This window comes from Pedobacter sp. 22163 (genome assembly GCF_052045595.1).
GTDB lineage: Bacteria > Bacteroidota > Bacteroidia > Sphingobacteriales > Sphingobacteriaceae > Pedobacter.
In genome coordinates this window covers 286,416-304,739 of the sequence record NZ_JBQEPM010000007.1, presented here as the reverse complement: position 1 = coordinate 304,739, position 18,324 = coordinate 286,416, and the positions used below count along the sequence as shown (strand labels likewise).

The window sequence follows — 18,324 nt, the reverse complement described above, 5'->3', positions numbered from 1 at the left end:
AAATAAAGTAATCAACATTTACACATTACAGAATTTGCCAAAAACGCCCAATGGCAATTTAATGCCTGAAGTAGCCTGTAGAAACAGTTCTCCGGTTTCGAGGTTTTGAACAGATGGGAATGAGGTGCGGATTAAGTTTTCTACAATTACCGACGAAAACCCCAATGAATAAGTATTTAGGATTAAGAAATGTTCTTTTTCATCCAGCAGCTGTACCACATCCTGCATCATTTCCTGGATATGATCTTCCAGTTTCCATTTTTCGCCATTAGGACCATGGCCATAAGCAGGAGGATCTAAAATGATCCCGTTGTATTTTTTGCCTCTTTTTAATTCCTTTTTTACAAACTTTAAGGCATCTTCTACCATCCAACGGGTGTCTTTCAATCCCGAAAGCTCTTGATTTTCGTTTGCCCAGGTAACAACCTGTTTAATCGAATCTACGTGGGTAGTTTCTGCACCTGCTGCATTCGCAATTAGCGATGCCGCACCAGTATAAGCGAAAAGATTTAAAACTTTAGGCTGTGGTGTTTTAAATTTTTTAATCGATGAAGAGATAAAATCCCAGTTTACTGCCTGCTCAGGGAATACACCTACATGTTTGAAAGAAGTTAAGCCTAAGCGGAGTTTAATGGCCACTTCATCATTTTTATATTCTACATGCCAACGGTCTGGAATAGATTGATTTTTCTTTACCCATTCGCCAGAAGTAGCCGAACGGCCTCTGAAAGTAATGTTGGCCGTTTTTTTCCAATCCTGTTCTGAATATGTTTTTTTCCATACCGCCTGTGGTTCAGGACGGATAAGGGTTACATTTCCGAAACGTTCTAATTTTTCAAAATCCCCGCAATCAATCAGTTCATAATCTTTCCAGTGGGTTGGGGCAAGTAATTGTATCATGTATTAAATAACTTTAAATTTGGGTAATTTATAATGTACTGATCGTCAGTTATCAAAGTGAGCTTGTCTGCTAATGCCTGTGCAATAATCAATCTGTCAAATGGGTCTCTGTGGATCAAAGGTAAAGCCAAATACTCGTCAAGATGTTGTTTTTGGATATTCAATACTGATATACCGAAATTGCTTATTACTTCATACATCTCTTCTAGGTTTCTGGTAACAATCAGTTTTCCTATGTTAAGCTTTATAATGATTTCCCATAAACTAGCAATGCTTATAAATTTTTCATTTTCAGAATTAATAATGCTGTTTATTGTTGACTGATCAAGATTATGATCTTCGTTAATTAATGAAATGAAAATATGCGTATCGAGTAAAAGACGCATTACATATAATCTTTTAAATCGTCTATTGGATCATTAAAATCTTTAGGGATGATAAATAAACCTTTGGCAGCGCCATATAAGCTTTTTGGCTCCTCTACAATATTTGTTTTTTCACTTGCCGATTTAGGAAAGCTCTTTAAATGTTTAGCTTTTAAAAAATCAATAAAATCTTCTACCTCGTTTACCATGCTTTCAGGTAAGGTTTCCAACTTGTTAATGATATTTTTTGTAGCCGTTGTCATAACTAAACAAATATAAGAATTTTCTTAAAACTTATCTTTTGCTGCTTTCATAAAGCGGCTGGCGAATACAAAATCGTTCAATTCTTGGATATCAGTATGTGCAATTTCTTTGTTGCTACCTTCCCAGAATTTTTTTCCTTCATGTAGGAATAAAATATAATCGCCGATACCCATAACCGAGTTCATATCATGCGTTACTACAATAGTTGTGGTTTTGTATTCTTCGGTAATTTCCTGAATCAATTCATCAATTACAATGGAAGTTTTTGGATCTAACCCCGAGTTAGGCTCATCACAGAACAGATACTTCGGGTTCATGGAGATAGCACGTGCAATACCTACACGTTTTTTCATTCCACCCGATAACTCGGCCGGGAATAATTTGTTTTTACCTGCAAGGTTTACCCGTTCCAAACAAAAATCAACTCTTTCAAGCTTTTCTTTTCTGCTCTGATCAGTAAACATGTTTAAAGGAAACATGATGTTTTCTTCAACAGTCATACTATCGAACAGGGCAGAACCTTGAAACAACATACCAATTTCTTTACGCACCTCAATCCGTTGCTCGTAGGTCATTGGTGTAAAATCGCGGCCATCGTACAAAACCGAGCCCGAATCTGGCTGATGTAAACCCACCATACATTTCAACAAGGTTGTTTTTCCAGATCCTGAACCACCGATAATTAAATTGGTTACACCTTCTTCAAACTTTCCAGAAATACCTTGTAATACATCATTTCCGGAGAAAGATTTATAAATATCTTTAATTTCGATCATTACAATAAAAGTTGAGTAACTAAATAATCGCAAACAAGAATAGAGATACAGCTAATTACAACTGCTCTTGTACTGGCCTGCGAAACTTCTAAAGCACCACCACGAACGTAAAAACCTTCGTAGGCCGGAACTGATGTAATAATGAAACCAAATACAAATGCCTTTACCAAAGCAACCGTAATGGTGTAAGGATTAAAATCAGTTGTTATACCTTGAATATATTCTGCAGGCGTAACAGCACCCGAAATAGAACCGCCAATATATCCACCGGTAATACTTAAAAACATAGAAATGATTACCAGCATGGGTACCATGGTTATGCCTGAAATAATTTTAGGGAGGATGAGGTAGCCTGGTGCATTTATACCCATAATTTCTAAAGCGTCAATCTGTTCGGTAACACGCATCGAACCAATTTCTGATGAAATGGCCGAGCCAATTTTTCCTGCCAGTACTATTGCACTAATAGTTGGACTTAACTCTAATATACTCGAGTCGCGATTTACAGAACCGATAATTGTTTTTGGAATAAAATCGCTAACCAACTGGAAAGCAATTTGTAGCGTCATTACTGCACCAATAAAAGTAGAGATAATAGCAATTAAACCTAAAGAGCCTACACCAACATAATCCATTTGTTTGGCGATTTCTTTCAGGTATATTTTCAGTTTTTCCGGCCTTCTGAATACAGACTTGAGTAGCAGGATGTATCTGCCGAAATTGGTAAAATTCATTCCGTATGTATTTGCTTAATTTAAATGATCGTTCTATACTACTACAAAGAAACAATAAAAATTTGGAGCGCTTTGCTAATTGTAAAAATATTCGTGGTTTTGAATATAAATATGGTTTTTTGTTAACAAAAATTAAACCATAAATAATGAAAGCTGTAATAACCGGAGCAACTAAAGGAATTGGTAGAGCTATTGCGACTAAATTAGCCCAAAATGGGTACGATTTAGTTTTGGTAGCAAGGGGATTAGATGAACTCGAGAGGCTTCGACAGGAATTAACCCCTTATGGGAATGCTATTTTTACCCAGGTAGCAGATTGTTCTATTAAAGAAGAATTGTATGCTTTTTTAAATTCGACCGCTGTAGATTTTGATAATGTAGCCGTTTTAGTAAACAACGTTGGGATCTTTTTGCCTGGCAGCATGCTTGATGAGGATGACGAAACCTTCGAAAAACAGCAGCACATAAATACAAATGCCTGTTATTACATGGGTAAATTTTTTGGAAAAAAAATGCGTTCAGCCAAGCGAGGCCATATATTCAACATCTGTTCGGTGGCCAGTAAAGCACCTGTGAAAAATGGAGGCAGTTATAGTGTAACAAAAGCAGCGATGTTAAGTCTTAATCATGTATTGCGGCAAGAGTTAGCACCTCACAATGTTAAAGTAACTGCATTTTTGCCGGGCTCTACTAAAACTTCATCCTGGGAAGGAACAACAATTCCGGATGAAAAATTTGTGCAGCCTGAAGATATTGCAGAAACTTTGTTTACCATTTTAAACTTAAGTAAAGGGGTAAATGTAGACGAGGTTTTGATTACTCCGCTTGATTTTTAAACACAAAATGAACAACGTTATGGAAAAGAAGCTTTTTAGAAACGAACACGATAAGATGATTGCCGGTGTAGCTTCGGGACTTGCAGATTACATGCAGGTGGAGGTTACCATAATTAGGTTATTGTTTGCATTATCGGCTATATTTATGGCCGGAGGTGGCTTAGTTGCCTATATAGTAATGTGGATTATTGTTCCGGTTAATAATGATCCGGCTGCAAGATTTTCTAAATTTAACGATTACTTTGGCAAGAAAAACCCAAATGCACAACCCTTTGGAAGTGCCGATCCTTTTGCAGGACCAGCGAACCAGGGAAACCAGAATTGGACGCAACCCGTTGATGGTGGACAGAAAACACCTTTCGAAACGCAGCCCAATTTCGATAAATTCAATAAATCTAACGATACTGGCCGCACCATTGGCGGATTGGTATTGCTAGTGATAGGATGTTTTTTCCTGATGCGCGAAATGGATTTTATACCCGATTGGTTTAGTATCCGCAATTTATTCAGGTACATGTGGCCATTGATATTTATTGCTTTAGGTGTAAGTATTATAGCCAAATCAAAAAGAAAGAACGACTGGGCAGCTTTTCAGCACCAACAGGAAGCTGAACAACAAAAAACAGCTGATTTTTCTGAAGCCGTTGTAGAAAATGAACCTACAGCACCAGTTAACAAAGATGATAATTCAACATCCGCTAACCCTCAAGTATAAATAAAATGAAATTAGATAGATTAATTTGGGGTATTATCCTGCTTTTTATTGGCGGTGTACTTCTACTCGAAAACTTTGGCGTAATCAATTTTTATTGGCGCAACGTTTGGAGCTTTTGGCCAGTGTTCTTAATTATAGCAGGTTTAAATATCCTGTTTAATAAAAACAATTCGCAAACAGGCAGCATCATTTCTATTGGTGTTTTAGTGGTTGCTTTATCGTTCCTTTTTTATAAAGGACAGCAAGTGCCCGAGCGGGGCAACTGGTGGGGGCACCATTTCAAAAAAGATATCGACGTTAATATCGACGATAATGAAGGCGACAACGACGATGATGATAACGATACCTCATATAATCACTTAAGTTTATCTGAGCCATTTGTAGCTGCAGACAATGCGAAAAAGACGGTATTGAATATTTCCGGAGGTGGCATATCATTTAATCTAGATGGTGAAACAACTGAGTTGATTAATGCCGACGTAAAGAAAAGACATGGTAACTTCTCTTTAAAGAAATTGCTTACCGATAGTGCTACCGTGCTTACTTTCCAAATGGACGATAAAAAGAACAAATGGAATTTTGGTGATGGCGGTAACGATGTTAACTTTAAATTAAATAAGGAAGCCAACTGGGATATTTTAATGAAACTGGGCGCTGGCGAAGCAAATTTTGATTTTGCCAATTACAAAGTGCGTACCTTCCGCTTTGATGGTGGAGCAGCAGCTTTGGATATTAAATTTGGAGATTTATTGCCAATAACCGATGTAATTGTGAAATCTGGGGTGGCCGATGTGAAAATTAAGGTACCTGCCAATTCAGGTTGCCGAATTAAAACCAAAACAGGTTTATCAGCTAAAGATTTCGATGGTTTTGAGAAATTGAGCGATGGTGTTTACGAAACGTCAAACTATAAAAGCTCAACCAAAAAAATCTTTATCAATTTAGATGGCGGATTGAGTAACTTTGAAGTAAGCAGATATTAAAAAGGCAGAAGGTTTTAAGGTGGAGGGTGTAAGGCTTATCTTGTAGAAGAAATTTTTATAAAATGCTGATCTACAATCCTAAAATCTCTTAATCCAGATCCAATCCAATGAATCCCTGAAATAAAGGCAGAAGGTTTTAAGGTGGAGGGTGTAAGGCTTTAGTCGGTCTAACTTTTATAAAACGCTGATCTTGAAATCTTATAATCCCATGAATCCTGATAAAGAATATATAGTTGTAATTAATGGAAAGCCACAAGGGCCGTATAGTTTAACCGAACTGGAAGATTTAAACATCAGTGCGAATACTTTTATACGTAAGCCCGGAATGGACGATTATAAAGAAGCTCATGCAATTCCCGAATTGCGTGAGCTTTTGGGTTTTAGTTATCAAAAAACAGCACCCCAATATTTTGCAGCTTTCGATCAAAGGTTGTTGGCATCGGTGATTGATCATTTTATTATTTTTGGAATATATAGCATTATCATTTTAACGAGCTATATTTTTATAGAAGGTAAAGATCAGCGGATTATGGCTTTTCTAGTCCCATTTCCATCCATATTTATCATTAAACTCATTTATGGTAGTATTGCCGAAGCATCAGCTAGTCAGGCCACTATAGGTAAAAAACTCCTCAACATTAAAGTAACAGACTTAGAAGGCAGCCGGGTTTCTTTTGGTATTTCGCTGGTTAGAAACTTCTCAAAAATCTTATCAGTAGTCCCTGTTTTCTTTGGTTACCTGTATAGTTTTCTTAATAAGAAAAACCAGTGCTGGCATGACATTGCAGCCAATACGCTGGTGATAAAAGACAGGTTGATATAAGTTTGAAAAGCACAGTCAATACAACTATTTTCGTTACCCGGGCTGTAAGCTATATCTTTGGCTGGCCTTCGAATACGCTCAGGCTAACAGCCAAAGGATGTCGCTTCCATCCCGTTTATAAACCTGGGTCTGTGCAATGATGCCAAAGCCACCCACCTTTAAAAAATAAACCTGATTGAAGCGAACACGGAGTGCAACGGAGTAAAGCAGAAAGCAGGGCTGCATTTGCCAAGTAACACCGCTCTTCCGTTTCCGAAAAAAAAACTTTGAATTTTTGCCATTAGGATCGGGCGATTTAATTACAACATTCCAACATTAAAACATTCCAACAATCCTTATCTTTGCAAACAGATGGAAAATATATTGGCAAAACATGATCTGGCTGGCGGATATTGCAACAGTTTAACAACTTATTCGAGGTATTTAACCCGAGAAGTTAACATAGGTGATATTGCTTTAGGTGGGCATAATCCGATCCGGATTCAATCGATGACCACTACCGATACCATGGATACTTTAGGTACTGTAGAACAGACTATCCGCATGGTAGAATCTGGCTGTGAGTATGTTCGTATTACCGCACCGAGTATTAAAGAAGCCGAAAATCTGGCCAATATTAAAAAAGAACTGCGTTTCCGCGGTTATAATGTGCCATTAATTGCCGATATCCATTTTACGCCTAATGCTGCCGAAATGGCTGCGCGTATTGTAGAAAAAGTAAGGGTTAACCCAGGCAATTATGCAGATAAAAAGAAATTCGAGAATCTAGAATACACACAGGATGCTTACAATGCAGAGTTGAGCCGGATTTACAAAAAGTTTATCCCTTTAGTTAAAATCTGTAAAGAGTATGGCACCGCCATGCGTATTGGCACTAACCACGGATCTCTTTCTGACAGGATTATGAGCCATTATGGCGATACTCCCCGTGGAATGGTTGAATCGGCCATGGAGTTTATCCGCATGTGCGAAGACCAGAATTATTATAACCTGGTGATCTCAATGAAAGCCAGTAATACCCAGGTGATGGTTCAGGCTTACCGTTTGCTGGTAGAAACCATGACTAAAGAAGGGATGAATTATCCTTTGCATTTAGGCGTTACCGAAGCAGGTGATGGAGAGGATGGCCGCATTAAATCAGCCGTTGGTATTGGAACCTTATTAGAAGATGGACTGGGCGATACCATCCGTGTTTCGTTAACTGAAGACCCTGAATTTGAAGCACCAGTTGCTAAAGCCCTGGCAGACCGTTATGCTTTAAGGAGTCCGAAGTCTGAAGTTGGAAGTCCCGAGTTGATTACATTACGCTCTACGCCCCAAGCCCTGCGCTCAACTTATAATCCTTATGAGTATAATCGCCGTATTACCACTGCTGTACAGCATATTGGTGGGCATCACCATCCTGTTGTAATGATCGATGTTTCGAAAGAAAATTTAAAAGATCCTTACTTTTTAAGTTCAGTTGGTTACAATTATAGTACGGGTTTAGATAAATATAATCTGGCTGATCAGGCTTGCGATTTAGCCTTCTTAGGAGATAATTTGCCATCTTTTTCTTTTCCCGGGAATTTAAAGCAAGTTTACAATTACGAGACCTGGTTAAAACTTAAAGATAAAAACAACTGTCATCCTTTACATACGCTCACAGAATACGGTTCTGCGGATGTTAAAGACGAATTTTTGAATTTCGTACAGCTTGATTCAACACAATTCAGCAATACAACAATTGCACAATTGGATAACACGGTTGTTTTAATTCTAGAAACATCTGCAACACACGGAATGGCCGAGCAAAGGGCATTTTTTGTTGCTTTGCAGGAGAAAAATATTCAGATCCCGGTAATTATTAAGAGAACTTATACGGATGTAGATGCCGATCATTTGATGCTTTATGCTGCAACTGATATTGGTGCCTTATTTACCGATGGTTTTGGAGATGGGGTGTGGATTGATGCAGAAGGCCAAAACCTTTCGTTGATTAATTCTACCAGTTTTGGGATTTTGCAGGCTACACGAACACGTATTAGTAAAACAGAATATATTTCTTGCCCAAGCTGTGGAAGAACACTTTTCGATTTACAAGAAACCACTCAGTTGATCCGTTCACGTACCGACCATCTAAAAGGAATAAAAATCGGTATCATGGGCTGTATTGTTAATGGGCCAGGCGAAATGGCCGATGCCGATTACGGTTATGTGGGCACCGGGCCAGATAAAATTACCCTGTACCGTGGCAAAGAAGTGGTAAAGAAAAATGTAACTACTGCCTATGCGCTTGATGAATTGATCGATATCATCAAAGATGATGGCAACTGGGTAGAGAAGGTTTAATAATTAATACTGCACGCCGTGGTTTGTGTCCCCACAAACCACTATACTGTCATTCTGAGCGCAGCGAAGAATCTACATCCTGGTAGCACCGAATTACAAACTACTGCGCCATTATCGATACTAGCTTATTCTGTGGTCTGTGTCCCCACAGATCACAATTATAATTACTCGTTTATTTTCGGTCTGTGGGGACACAGACCGAGGATTTAGCAGATTCTCTATTACATTCAGAATGACAAAGACCAGAGCACCATTAAATTTTCTGACCAATAAATCCTAAATTGCCTTGATGAACATCCCGCAGTTTCAATCCCTATTTAATGAACTTAGAAGCTGGCTCGCTGGCAAAGGCCTTGCTGGTGGCGAACTCATTTATTCTTACTTTTTTATCGGGTTGCTTGGCGTTATTCTATTTCTGTTCATCACCATATTTTTAACCCGACAGCTTTTTATCGGCGTTGTAAAAAGTGCAAAAACAAAGTCAGACTGGCAAAAAGCGTTATTCGAATTTAGGGTTTTCAGGGCTTTTGCTTTAATATTTGGGGCATATATCATCTATAATGCTGTTCCTTATCTTTTTATCGATTTTAAAAACGGGTTATTTTATGCTTTAATATTTGCTAAAATCTACATGGTTTTAGCCGTAATGTTTGCCGTTAATGCATTCCTGAATGCTTTGGTATCCATCATGGAATCATCAAAGAAATATGCCGATAAACCCATTAGAAGTTACAAACAGGTAGCCAAAATTGTATTTTATATTGTTGGTTTTGTGCTCATTCTGTCTATTATTCTTGGCGAATCGCCACTTTATGTTTTTGGTGGTTTTGGCGCAGTTACCGCTGTTTTTATTTTGGTTTTCAGAGATCCGATTTTAGGTTTTGTAGCTTCTGTACAAATGAGTGCCATTGATCTGGTTAGGGTAGGCGATTGGATTACCGTAGAGAAATATGGTGCCGATGGTGAAGTAACCGAAATTAATTTAACCACCATTAAAGTGCGGAACTGGGATAAAACGGTAACCATTGTGCCGAGTTATGCCATTGTGAGTGAGTCGTTTAAGAACTGGCGGGCAATGGAGGAAAGTGAGGGCCGAAGGATTAAACGCCACATTAACATCAAAATTTCGAGTATTAAATTCTGTGATGATGAACTGATTGGAAGGTTGCAGAGCATCGATTTTCTCAAAGATTACCTGAAAGAAACGCAGCAATTTATAGAGAGATATAATGCAGAAAATACGGTAAATCCCAATAATTTGGTTAATGGCCGCCACATGACCAATATTGGCACTTTTAGGGTTTATGCAGAGAAATACCTGGAGAGTAACCCTTATATCAACACCGACTTAACTTTTATGGTGCGCCAGCTACAGGCCACAGAAAACGGATTGCCGATTGAAATTTATGTATTCTCGAAAGAAAAAGGCTTAAAACGTTTTGAAGAAGTTGCCGCTGATATTTTTGATCATTTGTTGGCGGCTGTTCCTTACTTCGACCTCGAAATTTTTCAAAGCCCTAGTGGCAGCGACATGCGAAATTTTGTGAGGAGAGGGGATGATTAGTATTGAAAAAATTAGAACTCCCATAAATAATTTCCACCAAAGTAGTTTCTTAGGAAAACCAAAGAAATGATAATCAAAAAGACTAAAATTCCTTGAAGGGTAACGTTTTGCGCTAATTTACTGTTAAAATAGAGAATTATCGCTAGCAAAACACCTAAAGTACTGGTAACTAATCCAAAAAAATCACCCTTAAAAAACCGGGTTTTACAAACAATAATTACATCAGGTTTCCTTAAACCATAATAAAGGATAATGCCGGTTATTTTTGATCTATAGATTAGCAGGGAATCTTTCTCGTTTATTTCATTGAAAAGTTTAGGAGGGATCCTATATTTTTCATGAAGGGTTTGAACACTAAAAATGCGTTCTTTTCCGTTTTTGGAGCGATAGCCCTCAAAATCAACAATAAATTCAGCATTTGATTTTACGGGCGAGAAATTACTGTCAAGAAAAAGGATAAAACAGAAAAATAATGTTAATCCAATTAAGATCTTCTTAAATAGAGCTTGATTGAAGCCTGAGAAGTTGATTTTATCTTGAGCCATAATTTATGATGGCCCAAGATAATTAATTTATACCTCACTTATAAAAGTGATTACTTTTTCACAAACCTTAAACAAAAGCGGTGGTAAAGTTTCGCCAGTATAAGGTTGTGTAGCGCCATAAACATGGTTGGCACCTTCAATTTTAACTAATCTGCTGCCAGGGTTGGCTTCTGCCAAAGTTTGCGCTGTTTTAAAAGGAACATTTACATCGTCATCGCCATGGATAATCAACCACGGAATGTTTACCCGTTTTGCAGCAGCTAAAATATTCAATGCTGCTGCATTCTCTTCCAGATCTTCCAATAAACCAACATTTAATGGCATCTGTTCTTTCGTTCGGGCATTGGTAACGAAGATTTTGCCATTTTTTTTCCATTCGGCTTCCTGTTCTTCTTTCCACAGACTGGCAAAATCGCCAATGGCACTCCAGGTAATCAGTTTGTTGATCCTTAAATCGTTCGCCGCCTCAACAATTGATAAGCCACCGCCGCGGCTATGCCCTATCAGGTTTACCTTTGTGTCTTTACCATAGGCTTTTTCGATAAAATCGAGTACCGCATTTAAATCAAAAAGCTCTTTTGATACCGTATTGTTTGCAAAGGAATCCATATCTGTTACATCTTTAGGATCATCAACTGGCACACCGCTATGCGATAAATTGAACTTGATGTAACGGTAACCATTACTGGCAAAATGCCTGGCCACTAAATTGTGTGCACCCCAATCTTTAAAACCCTTAAAGCCATGAACAAAAAGTACAATGGGCGTATTAGGGTTTTTCTCATCGAAAGTAATATCGCCGATAATTAATTTTCCGTCAGCACCGCTAAGGCTAAAATTGCTTTGTGTAATCATAATTTAAAGGAATTGGTATAAAATATAAACCTACGAAATCTAATTTTGTTGTGTTTTTTTGATAAGAGGCTTTATTCTACTGTAGCACAGTCCCGAACTTTCGGGAGAGAAATCTCTTTATTTATAAAGATTTCTCCACTGCGGTCGAAATGACGACTCATCAAAACAACAATTGTAAAGGCAATTTTACCATAACGGAGTGACCAGTATTTTACTAAATATGAACCGAGTCGTCTGGATCATGTAGATATGCCTGGATAAAAATGCGATCAACTTCAGTATAATTAACCCCGCTGCAAACTTTCTTGTCTTCTTAATCGACAATAAAACCCAAAAACGATTTTTAATATTCCGGAAAAATAAATTAAAAAGCCTGATGAAGGCAACCATTTTGGCATAATCACGTAATATACTGTAGTGGATAAAAGTGGTTACATCCAGCCAGAATGTAGAAGAGGGCGTAAATACAGAGAAAAATTTTACAGATTGGTTTATTCATATAAATCAATATGGTTTAATTAATCTTAAGTCCTTTATTTAAAACCGTTCTAAATTAATGTAAATTACAGGTTAATGACAGTCACATGCGTTCACCCTGTTACTTTTGTATCCCGATAATAGTTAATAACGGAAGCACTTGGAATATTTAAAAGTAATAGCTTTTACGCATCACCACATCGACCTGAAATCTTTAGGGAAATTAGTTATTTGTGATCAGAGTTTAGATAGCAGGTTGAAGAATGTTCAAGCGGAACTTCCCGTTAGTGAAATTTTCTATATCGGAACCTGTAACCGTGTGGAGTTCGTTTTCCTTACCAAAGAGAAAACCGACAAGGAATTTGTAACCAGATTCCTTACTGTTTTAGACATGGGACTACCTCCTGAATTTATGGAGCGTTTTCTGGATAATGTTACGGTATACGAAAACGAAGAGGCTTTTAACCATTTGCTCAGAACATCCTGCTCTTTAGAGAGTTTGGTGGTTGGCGAAAAAGAAATTCTTGCACAGATCCGTAAAGCTTATGAAAACTGCCGTGATGCAGGTTTTACTGGCGATTACATGCGTATGATTATGGATCGTGTGGTTAAAACTGCAAAAGAAGTTTATACGCACACCAATATTTCAAAAAATCCGGTTTCTGTTGTTTCATTGGCCTACCGTAAGCTAAAAGAGTTAAATATGTGTGGCAACTCACGTATCTTGATTATTGGCGCCGGCGAAACCAATCAGAACATTGCAAAATACCTCAACAAACATAAATACTCCAATTTCTCGATTTTCAACCGTACCTTTTCTAAGGCCGAATCTTTGGCACAAGAACTAGGTGGTAAGGCTTATCCTTTAGCAGCCCTTGAAGATTTTAATGAAGGATTTGATGTGATCATTACCTGTACCGGCTCAACCGAGGCCATTATTAATGAAGCCTTATACGCCAAACTTTTAAATGGCGATCAGGGAAAAAAGGTAATTGTAGATTTGGCCATCCCGAATGATGTTACGCCAGCAGTAATTCATAACAACCCTGTACATTATATCGAAGTAGAATCTCTGAAAGAGGTAGCACGCAAAAATATCCAGGAACGTTATAACGAACTGGTTCATGCAGAAGAAATTATCAGCAACAACATTATCGAATTTTTCTCTGTTTTAAAACAACGCCGTATTGAACTGGCGATGCAGGAAGTACCAAGAAAGATTAAAGAAATCAAAAATACAGCCATAAATGGTGTATTTGCTGATGAAATTAGTCAGATGGATGAAGCCTCACGCGAAGTTTTAGAGCGTGTAATGAACTACATGGAGAAAAAATACATCAGCGTTCCAATGGTAATGGCCAAAGAAATTTTGGTAAATCAATCCTAATTTTACCGCAAAGATCGCTAAGGGCAGGCGCCAAGAACGCCAAATCTCGTTTCTATCATTCTTTTTCTGTCATTCTGAACGCAGTGAAGAATCTTTTATCTTTAGATAAATCCGGAAACCAATTCCCTTGTCGTCATGCTGAACTTGTTTCAGCATCTTTCATGCAATCAACTTAAATGGATTTACATTCCTTATATGGTTCAAACGCCATCTAACATAAAAAACATTTGAATTTTATTTATGGGGAGAGTCGTGTCGCTTAGCGATTCTTCGCTGCGCTCAGAATGACAAGCCGTACGCATAATGTCACAGAAATCCTTTAAATTCCCTATTCTGTAACCTCACTGTCTCATTTTTAAACAATTCATGGTATAAACCACTAATTAAATTAAATTTGCAACTCATTTAACCTTTATAGTGAAGAAATTAACCATTGGAACACGCGGTAGCGACCTGGCTTTATGGCAAGCAAATCATATAAAAGATGAATTGGCTGCGATTGGAATACAAGCAGAAATAAAAATCATTAAAACGCAGGGCGATAAAATCCTGAATTTAAGATTAGATAAACTGGAAGGCAAAGGCTTTTTTACCAAAGAATTGGAAGAAGAGCTTTTGGGTGGAACAATTGATCTGGCTGTACATTGCCTTAAAGATTTACCTACTACACACCCTGAAGGGTTGATTATCGCCGCTTTACCACCACGTGAAGAAGCAAGTGAATACCTGTTGATTTTAAAAGATTGTGTAGATGTTTCGCAAAAGCTTTCGTTAAAAAAAGGCGCAATGGTTGGCACTTCATCCAATCGCCGCAAAGCTCAGCTATTGGGTTTACGTCCCGATTTAGAGGTTGAAGATTTACGCGGAAATGTACCCACCCGTATCCAAAAACTTCGTGATGAAGATTATGATGCCATTCTGATTGCAAAAGCTGGTGTTAAGCGCTTAAATCTTGATGTAAGCGATTTGCATGTGGAAGAATTAGAAACTACTGAGTTTATTCCGGCACCCGCTCAGGGCGCTTTGGCTATTCAGATCAGGGAAAATGATACAGAGCTTTTTGATGCACTGCAAAAATTGCACGACCCAGAAACGGCAGAGACAGTAACCGTAGAACGTAAGGTGTTAAACCTTTTCGAAGGAGGTTGCCACATGCCTTTGGGCTGTTATTGCAAAAAAGAGAACGGAAAATTCGAAATATGGACTTCAAAAGCCGAAACGGCCGATCATTTTCCTGAGCGCTTGTTTTTACGCGCAGAAAGTACCGAAGGTTTGGCAGAAAAAATTGTGGACAAGTTTAATGCAGAAAGGAAGAAACCAGCAAAGGTTTTCATCTCACGCGAAATTGGCGAACACAGTTATTTCCGCAGGGCATTAGAAAATAGTAATATCGAAATAGAAGGGCGTTCGTTGATCCGTACGTTCCCAATAGTAACGGTTTTAGATCAGTTTATTTTAAGGCATATAGACTGGGTTTTCTTCAGTAGCCGCAATAGTGTAGAATATTTTTTCAACTTAAAACCGGTACTGCCAAAGAAAACAAGGTTTGGCGTGGTAGGAAGAGGATCAGAAGATGCCTTGCGTAAATTTGGCCATATTGCCGATTTTGTTGGCGAAAGTGGCGATATTACCGAAGTTGCCGAAGATTTTGCGCAATTGGTTGGCGGTCAGCAAATACTGTTTCCAAGAGCACAGGATTCTTTACAATCGATTCAAAAATCATTACCAGCTGATGCTAAAATAATCGATCTGCCGATTTACGAAACAGTAATCGAAGACGATATTGACCAAAGTTATGCCGATGTACTGATTTTTACCAGCCCATCAAATGTTGATGCCTATTTCGCTGATAATTTATTGGAGCCAGGCCAACAGGTAATTGCCATTGGAAACTCTACCGGTAAGAAATTTGATGAAATGGGTGTGAAATATGCTTTACCTTATTCGCCTGATGAAATTGGGTTAGCAGAAGCAGTGTTTGGGATTGAGATTAAGTAAGGTTTAAGGCATAAGGTTTAGGGCGTAAGGTAAAGGGCAGAAAGCGTAAGGCCATTTATGAAATCCAAAAATCTGTGTAATCATTCAATCTGTGTAATCATCCCGTAAGGAAAAAATAAAAAGATATTCAGGTCTCGATACTTGATACTAAATACTTGATACAAATAAAATGTTAAATCGTCCGCGTAGATTAAGGAAAAACCCATTGGTGAGAGAGATGGTAGCCGAAACCCGGTTATCGAAAGATATGTTTGTGTACCCTTATTTTATAGTGCCAGGCAGTAATGTTACCCACACCATCGATGCCATGCCAGGAGTAAACCATTATTCGGTTGATACCTTGGTTAAAGATGTAGAGACCGGAATGAAAAAAGGACTCAACAAAATTATGCTTTTCGGTGTGGGCGATGAAAAATCTGAAGACGCGAAATCGGCTTATCATGATCATTCCTTGGTTCCAACTGCCGTTCGTGAATTAAAAAAACAGTTCGGTGATGATTTATATGTAATTACCGATGTTTGCGTTTGTTCTTATACTACCCATGGCCATTGCGGTATATTAGAAAACGATTATGTTCAAAATGATAAAACAGTAGCCGTAATCGCTAAAATGGCTTTAACGCATGCCGAAGCTGGTGCTGATATGTTTGCCCCGTCTGACATGATGGACGGAAGGATTGAAGCCATGCGTAATCTTTTAGATGAAAACGGTTTTGTAAACGCGGCTATTATGAGCCATGCCACAAAATTTGCTTCTGCCTATTACGGCCCTTTCAGAGAGGCTGCAGACTGTGCGCCAAGCAAAGGTGATAGAAAAGCTTACCAGATGGACTTCAGAAACCCTTTAGAGGCTTTACGCGAAGCCGCTTTGGATGAGCAAGAAGGTGCTGATGTGTTAATGGTGAAACCAGGTTTAGCTTATCTGGATATTATCCAAAGGTTAAAACAAGATACCAATTTGCCAATTGCGGTTTACAATGTATCAGGTGAATACTCAATGGTTAAAGCAGCTGCAGAGCGCGGTTGGATAGATGAACAAAAAGTAGTAATGGAAACCATGCATGCCTTTGCCCGTGCAGGCGCAAGTATTATTACCACTTACCATATTAAAGATATTTTAAATAACGACTGGCTTTAAAAAGGTGAAAGGTAAAGGGCTTAAGGTATAGGGTTTCCTTGCCATTCTTTATCTACACCATGTTAAAAATATAGGTAAATGTAATATTTGGTTCTTTGGCGTATGCTATTAACCTTAAACCTTACGCCTTTTGCCTTATACCTTAAAAAAAAATGTTAGATTCATTAAAGAAAATGTTTTCAGGCAACGAAGCTGATATTCCGGTAAATACAGGTAGTAAACCTGATATTTCGAGGGTAAAATCTGCCGAACTGTACGAAAAATCAAAAACGTATTTCCCTGGTGGGGTAAACTCACCCGTAAGGGCTTTTAAATCCGTTTACGGTACACCGCTTTTTATCGAAAAAGGTGATGGCTGTTATATATGGGATGCCGATGGTAATCAGTTTATCGATTTCTGTGGCAGTTGGGGGCCATTAATTTTGGGACATAACAATCCTAAAATCCGCGAGAAAGTTACCGAGGTAATGCAGAACGGAATGAGCTTTGGTGCGCCAACGGCCTTAGAAAATGAATTGGCTGAGCTGATTATCAAAAACAACCGTTTTGTTGAGAAAATCCGTTTTACGAGTTCAGGTACCGAAGCGGTAATGTCGGCCATTCGTTTGGCAAGAGGTTTTACCGGTCGCGATAAGATTTTAAAATTCGAAGGCTGTTACCACGGGCATAGCGATTCGCTTTTGGTTAAAGCCGGTTCTGGTTTGGTTACTTTTGGTGAAACCTCTTCTGCAGGTGTGCCAAAATCTTTTGCTGAAGAAACCATAGTGGTTCCTCTAAATGATAAAACAGCTATTGAACAAGCTTTTGCTCAGTTCAAAGACCAGATTGCTGCGGTAATTATTGAGGGCATTCCGGCAAATAATGGTTTGATTATTCAAGATGAAGAATATATTCATTTCTTACGTAAAATTTGTACGGATAACGGTTCCCTTCTGATTTTTGATGAAGTTATTACCGGTTTCAGGGTAGGTTTTGAAGGAGCTGCAGCGCATTATGGCATTACACCTGATATTGTTACTTATGGCAAAATCATTGGTGGTGGCTTACCTGTTGGGATGTATGGTGCACGTGCTGAAATTATGGCACATATCTCTCCTGATGGTGGTGTGTATCAGGCAGGTACCTTGTCTGGAAATCCGGTGGCTATGGCAGCAGGCATTGCAACATTAACTGAACTGAACAAATCAAGCTTTTACAAAGATCTGAACACCAAAGCGCAAGAATTTGTAGCCAGTATTCAGCGTTTTGCAACCGCACGTAACTATAAATTTAAGGTATTTACCATTGGTTCTATCTTCTGGTTTGCTTTTACCGATAAAGATAAAATCCAATCGGCTGATGATATTGATGCCAGCAGCATGGAGAAATTCAAAATTATGCACCGTGAGTTACTGAATAGAGGAATTTATTTAGGCCCATCGGGATATGAAGTTGGTTTCGTATCTTCAGCACATACTAAGATCGAATTGGAGAAAGCAAAAAGAGCTATTTTTGAAGCATTAGATTTAGTATTTAAGAAGTAAGGGTTTTTTTAAGCTAGGACATAATGATGGTTCGTGGAGACACGAACCATGGGAAAAATAATCTGTGAAATCCAAAAATCTGTGTAATCAACCCGAAGGAAAAATCGACG

17 protein-coding genes are annotated in these 18,324 nt (G+C 38.3%); 10 read left to right on the top strand and 7 right to left on the bottom strand.

Annotated elements, in window-relative coordinates:
- Window positions 1–18: 18 nt before the first annotated feature.
- Genes ACTJKN_RS19385 through ACTJKN_RS19365 form a run of 5 tightly spaced genes read right to left on the bottom strand, consistent with a single transcriptional unit; the run spans window position 19 to window position 3,039 of the window.
- Entirely contained in the window at window positions 19–900 is an 882-nt protein-coding gene (locus tag ACTJKN_RS19385) for a class I SAM-dependent methyltransferase (RefSeq protein ID WP_131031678.1), read from the bottom strand.
- The gene (locus ACTJKN_RS19380) at window positions 897–1,286 is read right to left on the bottom strand and encodes a type II toxin-antitoxin system VapC family toxin (protein ID WP_440827372.1); all 390 of its coding nucleotides are present in this window, start codon (window positions 1,284–1,286) and stop codon (window positions 897–899) included. The genes ACTJKN_RS19385 and ACTJKN_RS19380 overlap by 4 nt, the downstream gene beginning before the upstream one ends.
- On the bottom strand, window positions 1,286–1,528 hold the full coding sequence (vapB, locus tag ACTJKN_RS19375) for a type II toxin-antitoxin system VapB family antitoxin (protein WP_440827371.1): 243 nt from the start codon (window positions 1,526–1,528) through the stop codon (window positions 1,286–1,288). Before vapB ends, ACTJKN_RS19380 begins: the two co-directional genes overlap by 1 nt.
- A 24-nt stretch (window positions 1,529–1,552) precedes the next feature.
- Window positions 1,553–2,305, bottom strand: coding sequence for an ABC transporter ATP-binding protein (locus ACTJKN_RS19370; RefSeq protein ID WP_057932020.1), 753 nt, complete (start codon window positions 2,303–2,305; stop codon window positions 1,553–1,555).
- A complete protein-coding gene (locus tag ACTJKN_RS19365; RefSeq protein WP_057932019.1) occupies window positions 2,305–3,039 on the bottom strand; it encodes an MlaE family ABC transporter permease in 735 nt (244 codons plus the stop codon). Before ACTJKN_RS19365 ends, ACTJKN_RS19370 begins: the two co-directional genes overlap by 1 nt.
- 146 nt (window positions 3,040–3,185) lie before the next feature.
- Between ACTJKN_RS19365 and ACTJKN_RS19360 the strand changes: the two genes are divergently transcribed.
- The 6 genes from ACTJKN_RS19360 to ACTJKN_RS19335 all read left to right on the top strand — a co-directional run bounded on the left by ACTJKN_RS19360 (window position 3,186) and on the right by ACTJKN_RS19335 (window position 10,291).
- Window positions 3,186–3,875, top strand: coding sequence for an SDR family oxidoreductase (locus tag ACTJKN_RS19360; RefSeq protein ID WP_440827370.1), 690 nt, complete (start codon window positions 3,186–3,188; stop codon window positions 3,873–3,875).
- A 19-nt stretch (window positions 3,876–3,894) separates the two neighbouring features.
- On the top strand, window positions 3,895–4,590 hold the full coding sequence (locus ACTJKN_RS19355; protein WP_440827369.1) for a PspC domain-containing protein: 696 nt from the start codon (window positions 3,895–3,897) through the stop codon (window positions 4,588–4,590).
- A 5-nt stretch (window positions 4,591–4,595) separates the two neighbouring features.
- Complete coding sequence (locus ACTJKN_RS19350) at window positions 4,596–5,573, top strand: LiaF transmembrane domain-containing protein (RefSeq protein WP_440827368.1); 978 nt, start codon at window positions 4,596–4,598, stop codon at window positions 5,571–5,573.
- Between the two features lie 208 nt (window positions 5,574–5,781).
- Window positions 5,782–6,396 (top strand): RDD family protein, encoded by a 615-nt coding sequence (locus ACTJKN_RS19345; protein WP_440827367.1) that lies wholly within the window; start codon window positions 5,782–5,784, stop codon window positions 6,394–6,396.
- A gap of 351 nt (window positions 6,397–6,747) precedes the next feature.
- A complete protein-coding gene (ispG, locus tag ACTJKN_RS19340; protein ID WP_440827366.1) occupies window positions 6,748–8,727 on the top strand; it encodes a (E)-4-hydroxy-3-methylbut-2-enyl-diphosphate synthase in 1,980 nt (659 codons plus the stop codon).
- 289 nt (window positions 8,728–9,016) lie between these two features.
- Window positions 9,017–10,291, top strand: coding sequence for a mechanosensitive ion channel family protein (locus ACTJKN_RS19335; protein ID WP_440827365.1), 1,275 nt, complete (start codon window positions 9,017–9,019; stop codon window positions 10,289–10,291).
- Window positions 10,292–10,302: 11 nt separating this feature from the next.
- On the opposite strand, the gene ACTJKN_RS19330 is transcribed toward ACTJKN_RS19335, so the two are convergent.
- Entirely contained in the window at window positions 10,303–10,836 is a 534-nt protein-coding gene (locus ACTJKN_RS19330; RefSeq protein ID WP_440827364.1) for a hypothetical protein, read from the bottom strand.
- A 27-nt stretch (window positions 10,837–10,863) separates the two neighbouring features.
- Complete coding sequence (locus ACTJKN_RS19325) at window positions 10,864–11,691, bottom strand: alpha/beta hydrolase family protein (RefSeq protein WP_440827363.1); 828 nt, start codon at window positions 11,689–11,691, stop codon at window positions 10,864–10,866.
- A 637-nt stretch (window positions 11,692–12,328) separates the two neighbouring features.
- On the opposite strand from ACTJKN_RS19325, the gene hemA reads away from it, so the two are divergent.
- From hemA to hemL, 4 genes are all read left to right on the top strand, one after another.
- Window positions 12,329–13,555, top strand: a complete 1,227-nt coding sequence (gene hemA, locus ACTJKN_RS19320; RefSeq protein WP_440827362.1) for a glutamyl-tRNA reductase — start codon at window positions 12,329–12,331, stop codon at window positions 13,553–13,555.
- Window positions 13,556–13,972: 417 nt separating this feature from the next.
- Window positions 13,973–15,553 (top strand): hydroxymethylbilane synthase, encoded by a 1,581-nt coding sequence (hemC, locus tag ACTJKN_RS19315; protein WP_440827361.1) that lies wholly within the window; start codon window positions 13,973–13,975, stop codon window positions 15,551–15,553.
- Between the two features lie 169 nt (window positions 15,554–15,722).
- Window positions 15,723–16,691: a porphobilinogen synthase gene (gene hemB / locus ACTJKN_RS19310; protein ID WP_440827360.1), complete on the top strand. Its 969-nt coding sequence runs from the start codon at window positions 15,723–15,725 to the stop codon at window positions 16,689–16,691.
- A gap of 152 nt (window positions 16,692–16,843) precedes the next feature.
- Window positions 16,844–18,214, top strand: coding sequence for a glutamate-1-semialdehyde 2,1-aminomutase (gene hemL, locus ACTJKN_RS19305; RefSeq protein ID WP_440827359.1), 1,371 nt, complete (start codon window positions 16,844–16,846; stop codon window positions 18,212–18,214).
- The last annotated feature ends 110 nt before the right edge of the window (window positions 18,215–18,324 follow it).

Coding starts and splice junctions, on each gene's coding strand:
- ACTJKN_RS19385 (WP_131031678.1), bottom strand. CDS start 900: ATGATACAATTACTTGCCCCAACCCACTGGAAAGATTATGAACTGATT.
- ACTJKN_RS19380 (WP_440827372.1), bottom strand. CDS start 1,286: ATGCGTCTTTTACTCGATACGCATATTTTCATTTCATTAATTAACGAA.
- vapB (WP_440827371.1), bottom strand. CDS start 1,528: ATGACAACGGCTACAAAAAATATCATTAACAAGTTGGAAACCTTACCT.
- ACTJKN_RS19370 (WP_057932020.1), bottom strand. CDS start 2,305: ATGATCGAAATTAAAGATATTTATAAATCTTTCTCCGGAAATGATGTA.
- ACTJKN_RS19365 (WP_057932019.1), bottom strand. CDS start 3,039: ATGAATTTTACCAATTTCGGCAGATACATCCTGCTACTCAAGTCTGTA.
- ACTJKN_RS19360 (WP_440827370.1), top strand. CDS start 3,186: ATGAAAGCTGTAATAACCGGAGCAACTAAAGGAATTGGTAGAGCTATT.
- ACTJKN_RS19355 (WP_440827369.1), top strand. CDS start 3,895: ATGGAAAAGAAGCTTTTTAGAAACGAACACGATAAGATGATTGCCGGT.
- ACTJKN_RS19350 (WP_440827368.1), top strand. CDS start 4,596: ATGAAATTAGATAGATTAATTTGGGGTATTATCCTGCTTTTTATTGGC.
- ACTJKN_RS19345 (WP_440827367.1), top strand. CDS start 5,782: ATGAATCCTGATAAAGAATATATAGTTGTAATTAATGGAAAGCCACAA.
- ispG (WP_440827366.1), top strand. CDS start 6,748: ATGGAAAATATATTGGCAAAACATGATCTGGCTGGCGGATATTGCAAC.
- ACTJKN_RS19335 (WP_440827365.1), top strand. CDS start 9,017: ATGAACATCCCGCAGTTTCAATCCCTATTTAATGAACTTAGAAGCTGG.
- ACTJKN_RS19330 (WP_440827364.1), bottom strand. CDS start 10,836: ATGGCTCAAGATAAAATCAACTTCTCAGGCTTCAATCAAGCTCTATTT.
- ACTJKN_RS19325 (WP_440827363.1), bottom strand. CDS start 11,691: ATGATTACACAAAGCAATTTTAGCCTTAGCGGTGCTGACGGAAAATTA.
- hemB (WP_440827360.1), top strand. CDS start 15,723: ATGTTAAATCGTCCGCGTAGATTAAGGAAAAACCCATTGGTGAGAGAG.
- hemL (WP_440827359.1), top strand. CDS start 16,844: ATGTTAGATTCATTAAAGAAAATGTTTTCAGGCAACGAAGCTGATATT.